Annotated in this window: 21 protein-coding genes; 2 read left to right on the forward strand and 19 right to left on the reverse strand. The window is 45.8% G+C overall.

Annotated features, from left to right (window positions below):
* Positions 1–27 precede the first annotated feature (27 nt).
* The 19 genes from BN1546_RS05615 to BN1546_RS05700 form a co-directional block, all read right to left on the reverse strand.
* Positions 28–474 carry a phage holin family protein gene (locus tag BN1546_RS05615; protein ID WP_013369788.1) on the reverse strand — a complete coding sequence of 149 codons (447 nt, stop codon included), beginning with the start codon at positions 472–474 and terminating at the stop codon, positions 28–30.
* Between the two features lie 86 nt (positions 475–560).
* Positions 561–827 (reverse strand): hypothetical protein, encoded by a 267-nt coding sequence (locus tag BN1546_RS05620; RefSeq protein WP_090736408.1) that lies wholly within the window; start codon positions 825–827, stop codon positions 561–563.
* A gap of 58 nt (positions 828–885) precedes the next feature.
* A complete protein-coding gene (locus BN1546_RS05625) occupies positions 886–1,497 on the reverse strand; it encodes a hypothetical protein (RefSeq protein ID WP_090736412.1) in 612 nt (203 codons plus the stop codon).
* Positions 1,498–1,511: 14 nt separating this feature from the next.
* Positions 1,512–4,076 (reverse strand): hypothetical protein, encoded by a 2,565-nt coding sequence (locus tag BN1546_RS05630; RefSeq protein ID WP_090736415.1) that lies wholly within the window; start codon positions 4,074–4,076, stop codon positions 1,512–1,514.
* Position 4,077: 1 nt separating this feature from the next.
* Positions 4,078–4,752, reverse strand: a complete 675-nt coding sequence (locus BN1546_RS05635) for a YmfQ family protein (RefSeq protein WP_058829099.1) — start codon at positions 4,750–4,752, stop codon at positions 4,078–4,080.
* The gene (locus BN1546_RS05640; RefSeq protein ID WP_058829098.1) at positions 4,745–5,896 is read right to left on the reverse strand and encodes a baseplate J/gp47 family protein; all 1,152 of its coding nucleotides are present in this window, start codon (positions 5,894–5,896) and stop codon (positions 4,745–4,747) included. Before BN1546_RS05640 ends, BN1546_RS05635 begins: the two co-directional genes overlap by 8 nt.
* A complete protein-coding gene (locus BN1546_RS05645; RefSeq protein WP_090736419.1) occupies positions 5,896–6,366 on the reverse strand; it encodes a DUF2634 domain-containing protein in 471 nt (156 codons plus the stop codon). Before BN1546_RS05645 ends, BN1546_RS05640 begins: the two co-directional genes overlap by 1 nt.
* Complete coding sequence (locus tag BN1546_RS05650; protein WP_090736422.1) at positions 6,353–6,760, reverse strand: hypothetical protein; 408 nt, start codon at positions 6,758–6,760, stop codon at positions 6,353–6,355. The genes BN1546_RS05645 and BN1546_RS05650 overlap by 14 nt, the downstream gene beginning before the upstream one ends.
* On the reverse strand, positions 6,753–7,733 hold the full coding sequence (locus BN1546_RS05655; protein WP_090736424.1) for an XkdQ/YqbQ family protein: 981 nt from the start codon (positions 7,731–7,733) through the stop codon (positions 6,753–6,755). The genes BN1546_RS05650 and BN1546_RS05655 overlap by 8 nt, the downstream gene beginning before the upstream one ends.
* Positions 7,730–8,368: a LysM peptidoglycan-binding domain-containing protein gene (locus BN1546_RS05660; protein ID WP_090739129.1), complete on the reverse strand. Its 639-nt coding sequence runs from the start codon at positions 8,366–8,368 to the stop codon at positions 7,730–7,732. The genes BN1546_RS05655 and BN1546_RS05660 overlap by 4 nt, the downstream gene beginning before the upstream one ends.
* Positions 8,369–8,407: 39 nt before the next feature.
* The gene (locus BN1546_RS05665) at positions 8,408–10,306 is read right to left on the reverse strand and encodes a phage tail tape measure protein (RefSeq protein ID WP_090736427.1); all 1,899 of its coding nucleotides are present in this window, start codon (positions 10,304–10,306) and stop codon (positions 8,408–8,410) included.
* Between the two features lie 181 nt (positions 10,307–10,487).
* Complete coding sequence (locus BN1546_RS05670; protein ID WP_090736430.1) at positions 10,488–10,922, reverse strand: phage tail assembly chaperone; 435 nt, start codon at positions 10,920–10,922, stop codon at positions 10,488–10,490.
* A 68-nt stretch (positions 10,923–10,990) separates the two neighbouring features.
* The gene (locus BN1546_RS05675) at positions 10,991–11,398 is read right to left on the reverse strand and encodes a phage tail tube protein (protein ID WP_025678602.1); all 408 of its coding nucleotides are present in this window, start codon (positions 11,396–11,398) and stop codon (positions 10,991–10,993) included.
* Between the two features lie 122 nt (positions 11,399–11,520).
* Positions 11,521–12,987, reverse strand: coding sequence for a phage tail sheath family protein (locus BN1546_RS05680; RefSeq protein WP_090736433.1), 1,467 nt, complete (start codon positions 12,985–12,987; stop codon positions 11,521–11,523).
* A 2-nt stretch (positions 12,988–12,989) separates the two neighbouring features.
* Positions 12,990–13,208 (reverse strand): YqzN/YkzM domain-containing protein, encoded by a 219-nt coding sequence (locus BN1546_RS05685; RefSeq protein ID WP_013369774.1) that lies wholly within the window; start codon positions 13,206–13,208, stop codon positions 12,990–12,992.
* 10 nt (positions 13,209–13,218) lie between these two features.
* A complete protein-coding gene (locus tag BN1546_RS05690) occupies positions 13,219–14,079 on the reverse strand; it encodes a hypothetical protein (protein ID WP_013369773.1) in 861 nt (286 codons plus the stop codon).
* Positions 14,076–14,210: a hypothetical protein gene (locus BN1546_RS27730; protein ID WP_255305603.1), complete on the reverse strand. Its 135-nt coding sequence runs from the start codon at positions 14,208–14,210 to the stop codon at positions 14,076–14,078. Before BN1546_RS27730 ends, BN1546_RS05690 begins: the two co-directional genes overlap by 4 nt.
* 321 nt (positions 14,211–14,531) lie before the next feature.
* Positions 14,532–15,386: an aminoglycoside 6-adenylyltransferase gene (gene ant(6), locus BN1546_RS05695; protein WP_090736438.1), complete on the reverse strand. Its 855-nt coding sequence runs from the start codon at positions 15,384–15,386 to the stop codon at positions 14,532–14,534.
* Between the two features lie 106 nt (positions 15,387–15,492).
* Positions 15,493–15,981 (reverse strand): ArpU family phage packaging/lysis transcriptional regulator, encoded by a 489-nt coding sequence (locus tag BN1546_RS05700; RefSeq protein WP_013369770.1) that lies wholly within the window; start codon positions 15,979–15,981, stop codon positions 15,493–15,495.
* Positions 15,982–16,257: 276 nt separating this feature from the next.
* Here BN1546_RS05700 and BN1546_RS05705 point away from each other — a divergent pair, with 276 nt between their 5' ends.
* Positions 16,258–16,731, forward strand: a complete 474-nt coding sequence (locus BN1546_RS05705) for a helix-turn-helix domain-containing protein (protein WP_013369769.1) — start codon at positions 16,258–16,260, stop codon at positions 16,729–16,731.
* 11 nt (positions 16,732–16,742) lie between these two features.
* A complete protein-coding gene (locus BN1546_RS05710) occupies positions 16,743–17,168 on the forward strand; it encodes an ImmA/IrrE family metallo-endopeptidase (RefSeq protein WP_090736441.1) in 426 nt (141 codons plus the stop codon).
* Positions 17,169–17,329: the final 161 nt, after the last annotated feature.

The raw sequence follows: 17,329 nt of genomic DNA on the forward strand, positions 1-17,329 counted from the left end.
TTTTTTGTAATGGCGACGGTCAGCACTTTATGAAGCTTTATTTTCTTTGTCGGAAGGGTCGGTTGGCTTTATTTTTTTCCCACTCGATTTGGACTCAAAAATGGCTACCGCATTCCGCAAAATATCCGGCATCGGCACTCCCATTCTGCCCACATTTTCTATAATGGACAACAGCTCGTTCGCCAAATAAAAGAAAACGACGGCATCCCGGAAGTAATGTGCATCCCCGAGAATACCGTCGATTAGATGGGCTACCGTAATGAGCAAAAACACGGTAACCTTGCGAAAAATACCGTAATACCCTTGGCGGCTTTTCAGCTCCCCATTAATCCAGGCCGCTGCCCATCCGGTGAAAAAGTCGATCACGACCATCCACCACAGCAACGTCAACATTGTAGTCCACCCCCCGAAAAAATATCCGATCAAGGTCCCCGTGGAAAACCCCAGCCAAATCTGATCGATCTTTTCATGCATGTTTGTTCCCCCTTTTGAACCTAAGTGTAAAGTGAATGCCCTTGGTTGATCCAAGGGCATAAAAACAATGAATTTTATTTTGTTCTCTATACTGTCTTCTTCCGAAAAATAGAGTTATACCATTTAACCGCTTCTTCCTGTTCATTCAGAACATCGGTTGATGACGAATCTTTTACGTTGCCTGCTATTAGATCAGAACGCTTAGATAAAATAATCTTCATTACTTGTTCACGCTGTTCCTCATTTAAAGCGTAGCTTCCCATAATCGTTGCTATATCGCCCTCACCCCGCTCATAACGAGTGATGCAAGCATGAGCACAAATACGCATTTGAGCCTCTGTTAAAGCTGTCATGGTTATGACTTCACCTCTTTTTATAAAGATTGTTGTTACATATAATCCTCAGTACACGTTATTTTCCTGTGTTACCAAGCATGAGCTGGGTCAACGTCACTTCGAGATCTGCAATCCGCTGCTTCAGTTGATCTGTCTCACTTGGCTGTTGCTCCGCTTTTTGTGTCAGTTCCTTAATTGCTTCATCACTCAGCCCTTCACTCCAGAACGTCGCCGGGTCTCTTCGTTCTGGAGTCTTAAAAGTGGGAGCAGGATATATAGGTTCGGCTCCACGCTCGTTTTCCGGCTTATTTCGCCACTCATCATGCTGCTTCTGAAATAAAGCTTGGGATTCGTTGTTCAACTGATCAAGGGCTTTTTGTGCTTCTATCAGCTTTTGATTATATTCCGCTTCATAGGTCAGCCAACCTTGGATGTCAAAACGAGGATGGTATAAACCAGGTGGCACTGGAATCCCTACTGTATAACCAGCAGGGATGCTTTCTGAATTGGTTGCATCTATGGTACCAGTGCTACTGTCAGCAAGCCGATGGGTGTCTAGTTGCTGGTTTGTATCAGATAGCGTAGGCGAAGATGGAGTATAAAAAGGAAGGATACCTAAAAAGGCATCGTCCACCAGCTCGTCCTCTAGATAGAGACCGTTTGTATTTACTTTAGGTACTGCTTTCATTTGTCAGACCTCCTTTATTTTTCTGCGAGAAATGGCGGCAAACTGTCCAAACTAACCCACCCAGCATCTGTTACCGTGGTACCAAATACAGGTACTATCAAAACACTGCCATTAGAGCCAATATTGACACGTCCTAAAACATCACGCGTATTGTCGGTATTTGCCGCCACTACTGCTACAATTGTTAGCGCTGGTCTGTACCCTACTGGCAATTGGAATACCGGAGTTCCGAATGTTCCAGGTTTAACTACACCTTTTACGTGGACATACCCCGCCGAATCCTTTAAGTAAGACACCAGACTTATATCTGTAGCCCTGTTAGTCCACCCATTAAGCAGCGTAGGCGTAAGCCATGCAGGATTATCTTTGTCAGCCTTCTTGTTCTCCAACAAGGACACCCTTGCCGTGTTTTGCTGCACACTATCCACCAAGTCCGACAGCAACGTTTTTTCATTCGCTGCATAGTTGCCCGTGAACGATACGACAGGCGAACGCTCAAAAGTAAGGTAAGTTACACTATAGGATGATCTAGCGTCATGATCGGCATCATATTGCTGCGCCAACGCTCCCGCACTCGTAACCATTCTATTGGTTATCATCCATGCGTGATCTCGTTCTCCATTTTTATAAATCGCCAAAATATCTGATGCTTTTTGTTTAAGCCACGCCGTAGCAGTGTAGTTTGCGTTATTGACATTCCATAATTTTTCCACAGGTTGTTGATACGTCTCGTTTCGTTCACGCAATACAATCCCCGTACCTACTTCAACCAGATTGTCCCCCTCGTTAAAGGATAACTGCCCCTCTAAAATAATCGGCTCTACGGCTGGAGTTGCAAGTTGGTATACAAGTTGATGCGGTGTGTACCCTGCATATGCTTGTTGCGGTACGGATTGAGTGAAGTTAGGCAATCCAATACGTTGCACCCAATACTTAGTACCTGTACCGTTCCACGTTGCCGTAGTGGAAGCTTGGGCATTGGCTGGCGTTATGGTATTAGCGTCATAGGCTTTATAACCGTAAAAGTAAGCTTTTATGTCATCGGAATTTGGAAAATAGCTGTCAGCCCATCCGCTATCAGCAATTGGGATAGCTATATAAACGTCTCCGGCTGCTGTGACTGCATTTGTATCAGGATTACTTCCTGTATTTCCTTGTGGCAATAGCTTACCGTCAAACTTCGTACCGATACCACTTCCCGCTATTGCGCCAGGTGCCAGCCCTACTACTTTTACCTGTCTAAGTCCAGCGGCAGAAGAGTCGCCAAGCACCCATGCCTTGCCACCATCCAACGTTAACCCTTGCCATTTCTTAGCCTTGAAGTATTGTCCATCTCGCTCAAATACCGTGTCCGCATTATCTCCTGTAACTGGATCTGCGTACAGGTCTGTCTGCAACGCTAGCATGGAGTCTGCACGGGGTTTAAAAGGCTTGACCGTGCTGCCGATGTTCAGCATTGGCTTTGTCATGGTGACGGCTGTTGAGGATGTGCCTAGCAATCGGATATTAGCAGCTTGACTCGTTGCTGTGAATGTGGCGCTTAACAACCCTGAACCCACTGCCTCAACTATAATAGCGGACTCAGGATCGTCCGTAACCGTAACCCTACCAGTCGCCCCACCCGATTGAACTGATACAGTGTACTTTTGTCCGGGCACTAGCGGCGATACAGTGTGTACTATTTTGTTATCCAACGTGACAGTAATGCTCTTTTCGTCCACTATGGTAGGTGTCCCCTGTTTGGCTGACCACTCAAAGAAAGAAGGCAACATATTCTCCCCATACCGAATCGCATACGGATTACGCACAGGCATAATGCTATCCACATATGGATATTTGATAGCTACCTGTTCAGCAGTCATGCTATCTAAGGCAGCATAATCTGAAGCGTTAATCTCATAAAGACGAATAGCGTCTGCATAAAAAGCTTGGCCAGTTGCTGTTGAAATTGATGTAACTTCCAAGTTCATCGCAGTATCGTTTGTCGGTGCACATTTTGTATAGATCGTTACAAATCGACTCTGATCTTTGGACTGTTTGAGCGCCTTATTACCACCTGTAGAAAAGTTTACATAGATATTATTTGAGGCATTGATGTTTTTAACCTCAGCTAGGGCGATATAGTATCTTCCACCAGTAAGCTTTAATCCGGTACTATACACGTTATACACACCGGAGGCATTCTTTGCAGTAACCTTGATAGATCCCGTACCCTGCACCTTATTAGATGTATCAACTGCAAGATCAGCTTCCCAACCTAAAAGGCTGCCGATTCGGTCACAAGAGCCTGCCCGCCCCAACAAATTCACCAACGTACGTCCGCTTAGTCCCGTCAACGAAAATGGCGCGGCCTTTTCCGCATGAACAATCTGTAACCCAGGTTCCAAAGTTACCGCCTTGCGTTCCGTCGTATCCAGACGCTTCTTAATCTCATTTACACTGTCATTCACACCACCAGCAAATTTATCAACAGCTCGCCAGTTTTGATCCAAGTACTTCTCTAGATCAAAATACGTGGTTTTGGGCGATGTACGGTCAATTTGATTTAAACCAAGATTCGGTGTTTTTTCGCTTGCCATTTTATGCGCCACCTCCTAAATATCTATCCTGTGTTGTATGTTCATTTTCATAGAGGGTCATAGACTCCACTTCGGCAATGGTCAGGTAGCGTAATTTGTACTCCACCGCCATATGAGCGGGCTTGATCTCCTCAATGGCTGCTTTCAGGTCCTCCACGTTGGGAGGAATCCCAATGGTATCTATAAATTTGACCGTAAATCCCCATTCGGCAGGATGAAAAGTAACCTCTACCGTGCCTCCGTCATACGCTTCAGCTACATTTTTAACAAGCCGGCCGGAAAAAGTTCCTGCCCCTCGCAGCTTCGATTCCACCACGGCACGCCGTTGATCCAATGGCTTCGCCAGGTCGGTTTCGATCCCCAGCTCCATTTCCCAGCGTTCCAACCCCCAGGTGGCAGTACGTACGAAAAACTGTCCCACCGTTGCGTCCATTGCCAGATACAAAGCGTCCAATTCGCTTCCTTTAGCATCCATATCAGAACGCATCACACGTGAGGTTTCATAATAGGCTGGCAAATAGGAAAGCAGCTCGCGTCCCCGCTCGCTGCTCATTTGACCCATTGCATCTTCCGCTTTCGTTACTCGATTAACAAAAGTGTCACTACGGTTTGCACGTTTTCCCTCGTCTGAGTTATTCAAAATCTCTTCAAAACTGTTCATTCCGCTGTTACTCACTGACGCTCACCGTCCCCAGCACGGCTACCTGACCTGATCCAATCTCAATATTCTGATTGCTCAGTCCATTAATTTTCAGTTCAGAGAAATCAATAATAATTGGAATGTCCAGCAGCACAGCGGAAATCCGGGTGTACCGTACCAACGGATCTGCCTTGTAAAAAGCAAGCTGCTTCAAATACGTCCGCACACCGTTTTCAATCAGTTTTTTGATTTCATCCAGTGTGGACGGCTTCTCTTTGGTGCGCTGTACCTTGACCGAAATGTTTATTTCCACTTCAGCCGCTGGCATAACCGTCACCACGGGGCCCGCTGGTGCTAGCCCTTCGCCTTGCCCATCCTGGGTCGGATCAATATACTTCTGCACTGCAGCCACGATATCCGGGCTGGCTGCTCGTTTATCCGTATCCAGCACATATAACCCCACTGTTCCTGGCCCTTTCCACAGCGGAACAACCTCCACGCCACCAACGCCAGCTATCTCATTCGCCCACTGGGTATACTGTGCCTTGTTACCGCTTGTGCCCTGATTCCGCACCTTGGCATAAAAACGCTCCAGCAACAGTTGGTCGCTCTCAACGTCTGTGCCGCTTTTGGTTTCCTCCGTATTGATCACAGAGGAAACCCCGCTAATCGGAGTAGCCATCACCTGGATGACGCCTGCTGGAACATTGCCGCGGCGTCCGGGATTAACCGCCCGAATGACTGCTTCTCCTGTACCCTGTTCATCCAGCGTGACCGATGCCGTGGTCGCATACTCAATGGAGGCTTCCCCGGATACATCATCTGCCGGAGTCGCCACCAACGTTCCCGCTGGGACAGTTGTTCCCGCTGTGCCTGTGAACCTGACCTTACCTGAAGCAGCAACGGCTTCCCGCCGTGTCACTCCATGTTCTGCTGTCCGCAAATCCAGCTCCGGCGAGCGAAAATCTGGGTTATCGCTGGCTGCTGTGCTGGCAAACCCCCGACGCAGCAGCTCCTGCGCCCAGATTGCGGCTTCAGAGAGCATAAATGCCACCGGCGCCTGCGCATCCCAAATAAAAGAGCCCTCAGACTTATCGATGTCCGAGGGCACTTTTTCCAGCATCCGATTTAAAATTTCTTCTTCCGTCTGGTCTACCAAATATTCCGGCAAGTCTGCCATTAGATCACCACACTTTCCACAATTTCCGTTTCATCCCGCACGTTCGTAATCTGGCAGCTAAAATAGCATGCCTCGCCTTTCCAGCGAAACGTGAATTGATCCACACTAGCCGTACGTGCATCTGCTAGCAACGCCTCTGTGACCATGCGTTTAATTTCACTTTCCTGCACACCGTGCCCATAGCTGCTGCCAATCAGCTCCTCCAGCTCGCTTCCATAGTCGGGTGAATAGATCACATGACGGTAGCGAGGAGTGCGAATCGCTTTTTCACACCACTGTACCCAAGCTTCTTTCTCGCCTGTAGTCACGATTTTACGGCTAGGGCTCATAACAAACTCGCCAGCTTCAAAATCAAACCTCCAGCTTCGCCCAAATACCGCACGGTTATCCTCCAGCACATCTGGATTGGTCACATCTGTGTCTGTCCAAATCATATCATCTGTTTCTGGAAACAAATTAGCCACGTCCATTCACCACCTTGCACACGACCACCACATCGTTGCCACTATTCACCCGCATCGCCAGTACACGATCCCCAGGCTTAAGTCCTTTGTTCAAACTCAGATTTACATCCTCCAGCTCATCTTCCCCGATATAAAAGGAAGTTTTCAGCTCTTTGCCTTCCCAATTTTCTGATTCCACCGAGGTTGAGATACCTTTGTACATATGGCGTGGTACAGATAGCAGTCCCGGCAGCTCGGCGACTAGATAATCCTGAAGCTCATGTTTAAAATCGTCCAACTTGAGTCCTGTGGAGGTGATGGTACCTAATACTGCACCAACTCCACTCAGCGCTTGCCGGGTGTGTCCCACCATGGACGACTGCATTACACTTACAAATGCACCATAAGGATCTTTACTCAAGAAAATACCTCCTTTTAACCATATCGAAGGAAGCGAGCTCTAAAGTCATATTCCCCGGATTCCCCAAATCCCGACTGACTGAAGTAACAATCAGTTTTAATCCTTGTAACATCACAGCTTCACCGGCACGTATGGTGTTAATATCTGGTAAATTAACTGTAAAAGTTTCCTGGATTCCAGTTAGATGACTTTTAGCTAGCTTACTGGCTCCACCAGCTACTTTAACTTGATCATCTTCCACAAGTTTTTGCAAAGTACCTAGCGCCTTAGTATCCCCTTCCGCTACAGCTAGTATCTTTGACGGCACCTCTTGTCCGCTTCCTGCGTTTTCATCAGCTGTCATTACTTTGACTTTAGTTACGGCTCCCTCAAGTGTCCGTAACTGCGTAAGGTCAATAAATCGGTCTAGTACGTAAGGGGAAGGATTACTACCGATTTTAAACAACTCCAGCCCAGAACTTGTCATACGTAACTGATACAAGTCTCCGCCCAATTTTGCTGTCTCTTTCAAATCAGCAAGCATCATGGAATATAGGGTCTGGGCACGATAGATACCTTTTCCTAACTGCACCTTCGTATCGGGTATTGAAGCAATCTGAAACTCCCAATCCTTTGAGTATTTCCGCAACCTTTGCGTGGCTGTCTGTCCTTTGGGAAATAAATATTCATCTTCAGATTTATCCAAATAAATTGTCCGATCATATACCACCAGAGAGAAACGTTTTGTGCCGCTGTTAGAGCTCTCTACCTCCCACACAACAGCAGGGTGGAGAAGTGGTACCTTCGCGTTTTTTCCAAATGGAATTCCACTGACGCGAATAGGCATTCCTGGGGTAATTGAGGGTATATCTTGAGAAGCAGCTACACGGATACTCGCCTGATATGCAATTTGGTTTAGAGCATCTTTTAAAGTTATTTTCTCAACCAGGGGGGTAAGATCATATTTATCTTGGAGTATTACTTGGTAGCTCATGGCATCACCAGCTTTTGGCCCACTTTGATCCTATTCGGATTGTTGCCTATGGTCTTTGTATTCAGTTGATATATACTTTTCCATTTGGAGCTATCCCCCAACTCCAGCTTGGCAATTTTAGAAAGCGAATCTCCAGTTTTGACAGTGTACGTCTTAGATTTGGTTTTAAGATTCGTGCGTGGAAGCTTACTAGAGTTTACTTTTTGGGGGGAATCCCCTTTTCGCAACACTATTTTGGGTTCACGCCATGTACGCAAAGTAATTTCAAAATATATATCTCCTACTTCCCCTCCCCGAAAAGTAGTATTATGGGCAATGATAAAAACAGGAACATTAATGAGCGTATTTGTAATAATAAATTGACAAGGATTCTCTGCTTTTAACATTGCATTCAACCTGTTCATCGCTTCGTTAGGGTCTGGAATATTTTTATATCGACAATAAGATGCATCATACACCTTAGGAAAAAAAGAAGAAAAGGTGATTTCTTTCACCTTTTCTCCTTGTGGAAAATCAAATTCTCCATGTGTAAGCATCGTAACTGTTTCATACCCTTTTTGCCGTGAAATATTCACCTCTTCGGGATTAACTGGGAATTGAAACACGCTTTGACCATTAATCAGAAAAAGGTCTATACCCATAGCCTCCCTCCTTTCTGCTGTGATAGATTTACATTAAACTAGTACGGCTTTACCTTTTTTAAGAGAGCTACTATCTCCTCCTCCCTTTCTATTAATAATCGCCTGCCGGACTTCATTCACGATTCGGTATCCAACTTGAAGTGCCATCGTGTCGAAATCAATAGAATCTTCTTGAACTGTTACCTGTACTGCTCCAGGAGGTAACGTTACACTAATTTGGTTGTTCGTTTCTGTCTTGAAATCCTTGAGAAAGCCTGAAAAGCTACTCATTTGTTCATCCGTTATTTGCACGAATTGAGGAGCTGGTTTTCCTCCTTTCGCCGTAGGAATCTGTGAACCACCTGGCCCCATGCCTTGAATTACCTTGGAGCGGTTTTGGGCATCCTGAATAAAAGATGGTAATGGAAGCCCCGGATCAACCGAAGGAAATCTTGACAGAGCTAACGACGCCACAGGTATAGTGGAAGCGGGATTATAAGATTGTGATGCCTTAATTACATAACCAGCAGGTTGTGATTTCTCAGGCTTATTTGAATAACCAAATATATTGGAGAGGTCATTTTTCAAACTTTCTGTTTGATTAGAAAACCAATTACTTACATCAGATGCTTTATTACTCATCCAATCCGTTGCTTGTGAAGCTTTTTCTCCAACCCAATCTTTTGCAACACCGGCTTTCTCGCCAATCCAGTCCTTTGCACCAATAGCTTTTTCTCCAACCCAATCCATTGCAGAAGTAGCCTTTTCTTCGACCCAATTACTCATTTCAGAGAACTTTTGACTCAGCCATTCACCTGCTAAACTATCTATTATAACACTTGCAATTGCACCAATAAGGCCACCGATTAAAGTACCTATACCTGGAGCAATCATTGTACCAATGGCTGCGCCAGCTGCCGTAAGACCGCTTCCCAAAACTGCTGATGTAATGACAGCCGGACGTTCTTCTGGCGAAGCAGTAGCAATGTCAGCAATATCTAAAACAATACTAATCGGGCCAAGTATCTTCTTGCCCCCCTTCATAGCTCCCTTAGCTAATTTTTTTAGTGTACTGCCAGGATTTTTGCCAAGCAGCTTTTTTCCGAAATTTAAAATTTTCCCAAGTGTCCCCGCATTCCCACTCGGTTGTCCCCCTGGAACTGGCTTAGATCCAGGTTTCGGGCTGACAATACGTTTTACCTTTTCCCACAGCTTAGGAATTCCTCGTTTTTTGCTAGGACTTTTTTTGTTGCGCTTATTTTTCTTTTTGCTTTTGCCATCAGGCCCATCTTGTTCAGCGATGCTTTTTTTACTTTTTCCTTTTTTCCCACAACAGCAACAATTACAGATCACCTTAACTTTTGGGGAAACTCGAATAGGACCTGTTTTTACGTTGATTTTAGGCGCATATTTAGGAGCTGCGACTCTAATATTCAATCTTGGTGGTTTAACTTTGATATCGTAATTAAAGTTAAAGTCAAATTTAGGATCCTTAATTTCTACCTTTGCAGTAACACTGATAGACTTGTTCACAATATTTGAAACATTTAAATTATTTCCTCCGTTGCCGCCGCTAGCTTTTTTCTTATTCGTTCCTTCTTGATCAATGCCTGTTTTAGCACGTGCAACAATATAGGCATCCCTTAGGCTTTTTAACTTTCTGATAAGCGCTTCAAGCACCGGGGTCGCCTTGTCAATGAGAAAGACTTTTGGCCTAATGCGTAGCCGGCTAAGACGAACAGCTAGGCTATAAATATTTCCAAGATGCCTATGCATATACTTAAGTTCCGTATTCAGCTTAATCAAGCTCTGATAACGGGCACGTCCTAGGCGATCAGAAAGCCGTTGTATCTGCTCAATATAGCGACTTGTTGCTTTAAGTTCCCGGTTTGTAATTATCAAATCCTCTACATCTGTAACAATATTAACTCTATAGTTACTTGATCCTGCCATTTACTCACCTCCTTACGTATCTATCATTGCTGTATTTGCTTGGATAATGCGTCTAGTTCCTCTTCAGCAAATGCAATTAACATGGATTTTTCACCTCTGTTTAAGGTCCAAAACTCTCCGGGACGGAGATGATGCCGTATCCACAGATGATACAGCACCGATGTCATTCCGCCGGAGCGAATCAGTTTTTTAGATCATCAATTTCCACACCGAAGCCGGACAATTCCAGCACCTTATCCCCTACTGCATCCAGTTCACCTGCCAGAAGCATTCGACGTACTGCCTGTTCACCACCAGACAATTTAAGTCGGCTAGTAATTCGCGGATCACCCCATCCGTTAATTTGCAGACCTTTTACTTCTAGACCAGCCGTAGCTTCTGAGATAAGCAGTGCATTGAATGTTTCTGTATCTACTTTTTCATCCACACGGCCTTTAACCGTTTTACGAATTGTGCACCGTTCACGGATGCTATCTACTTTGTTGGATGTCAAACCACGAAGTGTCAGAAGCATATCCAGGCGCTGAATACGAACAGTTTCCTCTGGTAATTTATCTGCAGCTTCAAAAAGACTATCCAAAATTTGTTCCTCTGACATATTTTCAGGCAAACTCATATTTAATCCCCCTAATAAATTTTTGAAAATTGGGCCCGGATTACTCCAGGCCCACCATAACCAATAAATTATTCAGCAACGATAGGATCAAGCAGCTCATAGCCTTCGAAGGTGAAAGTAGTTTCTTCTGGCACTTCTTCCCCTGCAGTCCAGTTAGCCAATTGAATTTTATCCGGCATGCAGCGAATCAAACGGACACGTTCATGTCCAAAAGATTCGGGATCGTCCAGCTTGGAAATAATATCGAATTTCTCAAAACCACGACGAATCATATCAGAAGTTACTTTGTAACCACTCATCGTTCCAGTACCCTTTTTAGCTCCATTTTTATGGACTTTCCACGTATTACCTACCAAATTCAGTTCTCTTTTATCAATTTCCACGCTAGCTTCCAGCTTGTTAATATGTGTCTGCCATACCCCATCAATATATGCCTGACCAAACGTACCTAAAATGACTCTTGAAGCATCCAACATTTCTTTTTCCTCCTCAAAATAATTCATAATATAGTTCGGGATTTCACAAAATCCTCGTTGTTAAAAAGCTACTTTATTTCTGCTGATTGCATGCGAAATGCTTATACGCGTAAAATGCTTATTTATTGCACGTAAAATGTGCCGAACAGCTGCTCCATCACGTCGGTGAGCTTCACATTCCATTGCAGGAACACTTGATCCGGCTCCGGTTTGATGACTGGCGCATCACCGTAGTAGGCTGGGTCGAGAATGACATCGTAGCCATTTGCCTCGATCACGTTGCTCAGCGACAGCTGTGCCAGGTATTCTTTGATCGCACCGATGAGTGCCAGACGGCCTTCCACCGTGTTGTTGATTTTGCCAATGTAAGTCTCTTCGGCTGCACGCTGCAAGTCAGCGTTAATGGCATCCATAACACGGATGGAACGGATTTTCTTCCATGCGTTGTTTTGTCCGGCAGACGGGTTCACCAAGCTGTTGATTCCACGCAGCGCTTTGACCTGACGGCCGTCGAAGAACAGGAGGAACACACCGTTACGGACAGCCTGTTCCTGCTCGGAACGTGTCCAGCGGCGGGTTACATCCTCAAAAGGCGTAACCGCGTACGTTGCGGATTGATTCAAGCGTTGGCCTGCGATCAGCCCGGCTACATAGGCAGCCGTTTGGGCGGAGCTGTAGTCCGTACCTGCCAGGCGTACACCTGTACCCACATTCACGATGCCTTCATGGTTCAGCGCCAGGGAACGTGCAGAGGCCAAGCTGACGGCTGTTTTGGACACATCGTCTGCCGCAGAACCGCCGAATACAGCGATGACGCCTTTGCCTTCGCTCCGCACACGTTTGATCCAGGCAGCAAAGCTTTGCAGCAATGCCAGATCGGCTGCATAATCGAGGGCCAGCACATTAAACTCCTGTCCTTCAAGTGCTTCCTGCATGGCGATGTAATCGGCATTAACCAGCTTGCTATTGCCGCTATTGCCGCCTGTCAGATGCACGCCGCTAACATCCGCTGGAATGCCACCTTCGCCGACAACCTCGGCCTTCACCCATACGTTTTCGCTATTTTCGTTCAGCTCCTTGGCAATCGAAGCAGCCGTACCGTCACTGCCTTTGTACGTACCCAGCAGCTTGGTTCCTTCATAAAGGCGAACCTCACGAGCTTGCTCGTCACCCAAAGTCGGCTGTACCGTTACGGCAAAACCATTACCGCGGCTTCCTGTGTACAAAGCCTTCAAACGCAGCACGTCGGTCGGGGTCTCGCCACCGCTTTTCAGCGTTACAGACGCTTCAGCAGCCGTGTCATCTGCCAACCGGTAAGCGAGCAGTTTTTTCGGACCTCCCAGCAAAGCCAGATACAATGTGGAATATGCTGTCGCACCGTTCTCACTGTCGCCGGAGAAGATTTGGCTAATAGCCGTTTCACTGCCAACCTCTACAAACTCACGTACAGGGCCCCAATTTGCCTTGACGGGTACAACGACCGTACCACGTGATCCACCTTGAATCGCTGAAGCTGCTGCTGCCTGAAAATTCATATACAAACCCGGCAATACCGGTTTATTCGTGTTTTCCCATGTTCCGCCTGCCATAATTAATCCACCTTCGCTTTCATAAATTGTTCGATTTTAGTGTGTGCTTCTGCTACCGTAAACAGCTTGTCTTGTGCGCCAAAAAAGGCGCCTGCCAGCACTTCTTCTTTCACAGAAAACAATGATTCTGCGTGCTCCTTTAGTTCCTCCAGCGTGTAGCGTGGGCCACTCGCTTCCTGCCCGTCATGTACCGGGGCCTTTTCTTGGTTTTCCAAGGTCACTCGGACCACCTCATTTCAAAATAGGATGAATTTCCACTCTGCGAATCAATGCCGCTTCCTCAGCCGGACGCATACGCCGCTGTACCAGCGTCAGCCGAAGCTGACCGTCTAAAATGGCATCTGCCTGCAAATCGGCTGATGCTTCAGCCGTAGACATATAACGGCCCTTGTCCTGCTCCAGAGGAAGCTGGATTTGAGCGGCAAAGCCTTCGACCAGCGCGGAAGCTGCGCGATTCTCTTCGGTGGTATCCGGGGCGGTGATATGCCCGATGAACCGTTTGCGAAGCTCATACATGGAAGCTCCCGCCATCCGGGTTTCGCAGCCGCTCAGCCGCCATAATACCGCGTGGCTTCCCGGCTGTGCAGGCCATGCGTCCGCGTATACCGACCACGATTCGCCCAGTTGCTTCTGCGTCCAGCGGACCAGCGCTGCCAGCCATTCTTCTGGCTGTGCTGCACCAGGTGCTGGAGTAGCCGAACCGCCTTCCGTTTCAGGCACATACACGCCAAACCGCAGCGTTCTATAGGCCTTGCCCGTAACCGTGTCCAGCTTTTCTGCATCCCGCACGCCCAAATAGTGTGCGGTAAAAGCCGACGTGTCCTCACCTTTGCCTGTCACCGATGCCCGGTGCAGTCCGGCAATCAGGGCATTCGCCCATACATCGGCCTGCGCCAGTCCCGCTTGTCCTGCATACAGCTTGATACGAACAACCTGCCGGTAACCAGCCCAGGAAGACTTCCAGATTTCCTCGCCTAGCGCCATAACAGCATACGGTTCCTCTGCCGTCTGCGACGGGGGCTGAACATCGTATACACGCCCTTGCAGTGCTGGAATAATGTCAATGAGCTTTTGCTTAAAGGCTTGTCTCATCCTGTGGCATGCCACCCTTGCGTATCCTGTGCTCGCATGTTGTGGCTGTTTAGCCAGGCTTTTTTCCACTTCCATGTTCTCATCTGGCGCAGCCTTGTACTCATGCATTGCAGCATCCCTTGCTTAGGCAACACGACTCCTCCTTTCTATCAATGAATTCCCGGGAAGTGACAGAGACGATCACCGCATGAAAAAACCGGCCCTATTGGCCGGCTAACGTTTGACTGTGTGTGTCTTCGGTATGTCCTCTTGTCTTGATTCCCGATGATATAATCTTACACCCTTATAACGAATGCGTTGCCGGAGAAATGGACGATAAAAGTAGAGACTAGGGATGAAGTTAGGCGGCATTTTGCGAACGTTTGTTCCTATGTTTAAAAATGCGTTTAATCTCCTTGTTGATGCTGTACACAAAAAATAACCGCCCTTTAAAAAGGCGGTTATTATATCGTTCAATTCAATGAATTATAAATATTTACAGTGTACCTAGTAACGGCTTCATCGTATTCCGGATACTCATATTTCAAACTGCTTGCCACAGCCTTAGCGTATGTTCTAAACAATGAATAACAAGTAAGTAAAGACTGCCACATTTCTCGATAGCCGTTCTCAGAGTAAGTAGATAGTAGGCTTTCCCAATCTTCATTAGGAAGATACTGATTTATAAATTTATAGTTTTTTCCTACACTAAAGGTGTACCCTTGCTCTGATCCAATCTTCCAAGCCATCATTCGCAACAAATTAGGTCGTGCAATCTCGTTCAAATGGTCAATAGCAAACAGGATTTCTTTTCTCGCCAATCCTTTTACGATATAAGTTGAAACCATCCAAAATTCATTACAGCAATCATCAAATTCCCTTGCAGTGGGCTTTTTAATCCAATATTGATGATCGTTTGCGATCACTTCCTCTTGGATCAGCACATCCTTGTCGAGCAGAACCTCAACTAAACCATCGCTATTCATAAAATAATCCTCTACCTCGTTTACAGGGATCAGTGTCAGATCTAATTTGTTTCCATCCTCAAAAAGAATGATATATGAAAACCAGTTACCTAGTTCTGATGGAAAAAGCTCCATATCCTCGGGTTTTTGCATCATAAGCCTATCCCCAAACACGTTCAGCCATTGATCACTTTCCTTGAAAGAATCCATATTTGTTACAAAGTAAGAAATATCATAATCTTGAAATGAATCAGGAGGAACATTGAAGTTTGTACGTGATCCTTCCATCGTGACCAATCGTATTCTTTTATCGTTCATAGCAAACTTTACAAGCATATTCATCATTTCTTGTTCACTTCTCAATACATCCGTCCTCCGTTCCCATTTTAATTGAGACCTATGCTTCTTATTCACCTTTATGGTTCATACTCCTTGCTGTCTAAGTTAATAGAGCCACAGACTGTGACCCCTATGCATTTACCGAACCCAGTCTTCGATCCGCGCCCTTCTGCAAGCTTGCCAGATTCAAAACGCCTTGGTCTGCCAGCGCTAGCGCCATTTTATAAAAAGCACGCGTGCGAAGCTTCGTATACGTATCCTTGCTGACTGGTGGGTCCAACACATAATTATAAACCTTGTAATCGAACACATCGTCATCTTTTAAATAACGTTCACGGATGAGTAGCTGTTCACGTTCATTCAAGCGGCTCACTACAGCATCCACCATTTGGCAATAGGCCAAGCGGGCTGCAGGAGCATCTACATTATATACAGCAGTCCGGGCCGTTGGATCGCTTGTCACATTCGTGGGTCCGTTCGGGCGGTCCGTATAGCCAGCAGTAATAAAGCTTTCCCGATCCATAAAGGTTATTGTTTTATAAATCCGGTATTTCTCAAATACACCCTCCAATGCATTCTGCGTTTTGCGACGGTCTAATTCGGGTAAGTTATTTCTCATGAAAAGCAACACTCCTTATATTATGCCTTTTGACAATGATGTATTTTTAAATAAAAAACGCACTTGTTTACATTTTGTTCCCCTTTTGTTCGTATCTTGAGTATAACATAACATTATTTAGGATAGGTATCCATCGTGAAAAAAAGCAATATAGCCCCAAAAACAGGATATTCGCTCTACTTTTCTATGCCTTTTGGCATATTACGTGCTTTTACTATTTACCTAATGGTATAATAGAGCTGAATCTATGATTCTATTGCAGAAAGGAGCTCCATTGTGGAACAGCCAGCATTCGGAACCTACCTAAAACAGCAGCGTGAGCACAAGCAATTGAGCATCAACCAATTGGCAGATGCCGCAGGTATTAGTAATTCACAAATTTCCCGCATCGAAAATGGACTGCGCGGAGTTCCCAAACCCTCCACCCTCCGTAAAATAGCGGACGCGCTCAGCGTATCCTATACCGAAATGATGAAGGCCGCCGGATATTGGGCAGATGATGATTCTATAGAGCAAAATCCGCATGAGCTTTATCGTTCTACTGTACCAGAATGGGCAAACTCCAAAGACCGCCGGGATTTTAAAAAAATGCTGGAGGAAGACGACGAATTAATGTTTGATGGCATTCCGCTCGATGAAAAAGACCGTCAACGGATCAAGGACGTACTGACAGGCCTATTCTGGGAAGCCAAGCAAATGAACAAACATAAAAAGCCCGCAGATCCCGGGGCGAGCAAAGATCAGGGATAGCAGGTGAACGCATGAACGAACTCATTCACAAACTTGTCCGAAAATACCGTACCAATTGTCCCTTCGATATTGCGAAAGCCCTAGGCATCCATATCCGATATTGCGATCTGGGTTCCACAACCAAAGGGTTGTATTACCACAAGCTGCGCAGAAGATTTATCGTCATTCACAACGGCCTTACACCAGAATGGGAACGGTTCGTCTGTGCGCATGAATTGGGACATGACCGACTGCATAAAGGCATTAGCCGCTTTTTTATGGAGGAACATTCCTACTTTTCTCCAGGAAAATTCGAACAACAGGCTAATCGCTTTGCCGTGCTGTTGCTGAGTGCAGGGAATCCACCGTTGGCTGACGAAACATTGGATCACTATTTACCCCGGATCGGGCTGCCCAAAGAGACTGCCCTTTTTTTTAATCATAAAACAGAACAATAGTTCCTATTCTATGAGTTGATTGTCTATTACTTCCTCTATAATATAGGTAACTAGATGGTGGATTTAACAACCGATATCTCAAAAAAAATGTAGTGCTTTGATATAAAATAAGAGTTATTTTTACAATCATCTGATAAAATGTGGACGTAAGCGGTTTCTCT

This window comes from Paenibacillus sp. Mc5Re-14 (assembly GCF_001049835.1).
Lineage (GTDB): Bacteria > Bacillota > Bacilli > Paenibacillales > Paenibacillaceae > Paenibacillus > Paenibacillus polymyxa_C.

What these genes read in the sequence shown, in the direction of transcription:
- BN1546_RS05615 (WP_013369788.1), bottom strand. Translation starts at nt 474, where the DNA reads ATGCATGAAAAGATCGATCAGATTTGGCTGGGGTTTTCCACGGGGACC.
- BN1546_RS05620 (WP_090736408.1), bottom strand. Translation starts at nt 827, where the DNA reads ATGACAGCTTTAACAGAGGCTCAAATGCGTATTTGTGCTCATGCTTGC.
- BN1546_RS05625 (WP_090736412.1), bottom strand. Translation starts at nt 1,497, where the DNA reads ATGAAAGCAGTACCTAAAGTAAATACAAACGGTCTCTATCTAGAGGAC.
- BN1546_RS05630 (WP_090736415.1), bottom strand. Translation starts at nt 4,076, where the DNA reads ATGGCAAGCGAAAAAACACCGAATCTTGGTTTAAATCAAATTGACCGT.
- BN1546_RS05640 (WP_058829098.1), bottom strand. Translation starts at nt 5,896, where the DNA reads ATGGCAGACTTGCCGGAATATTTGGTAGACCAGACGGAAGAAGAAATT.
- BN1546_RS05645 (WP_090736419.1), bottom strand. Translation starts at nt 6,366, where the DNA reads ATGGACGTGGCTAATTTGTTTCCAGAAACAGATGATATGATTTGGACA.
- BN1546_RS05655 (WP_090736424.1), bottom strand. Translation starts at nt 7,733, where the DNA reads ATGAGCTACCAAGTAATACTCCAAGATAAATATGATCTTACCCCCCTG.
- BN1546_RS05665 (WP_090736427.1), bottom strand. Translation starts at nt 10,306, where the DNA reads ATGGCAGGATCAAGTAACTATAGAGTTAATATTGTTACAGATGTAGAG.
- BN1546_RS05670 (WP_090736430.1), bottom strand. Translation starts at nt 10,922, where the DNA reads ATGAGTTTGCCTGAAAATATGTCAGAGGAACAAATTTTGGATAGTCTT.
- BN1546_RS05675 (WP_025678602.1), bottom strand. Translation starts at nt 11,398, where the DNA reads ATGTTGGATGCTTCAAGAGTCATTTTAGGTACGTTTGGTCAGGCATAT.
- BN1546_RS05680 (WP_090736433.1), bottom strand. Translation starts at nt 12,987, where the DNA reads ATGGCAGGCGGAACATGGGAAAACACGAATAAACCGGTATTGCCGGGT.
- BN1546_RS05690 (WP_013369773.1), bottom strand. Translation starts at nt 14,079, where the DNA reads ATGAGACAAGCCTTTAAGCAAAAGCTCATTGACATTATTCCAGCACTG.
- BN1546_RS05700 (WP_013369770.1), bottom strand. Translation starts at nt 15,981, where the DNA reads ATGAGAAATAACTTACCCGAATTAGACCGTCGCAAAACGCAGAATGCA.
- BN1546_RS05710 (WP_090736441.1), top strand. Translation starts at nt 16,743, where the DNA reads ATGAACGAACTCATTCACAAACTTGTCCGAAAATACCGTACCAATTGT.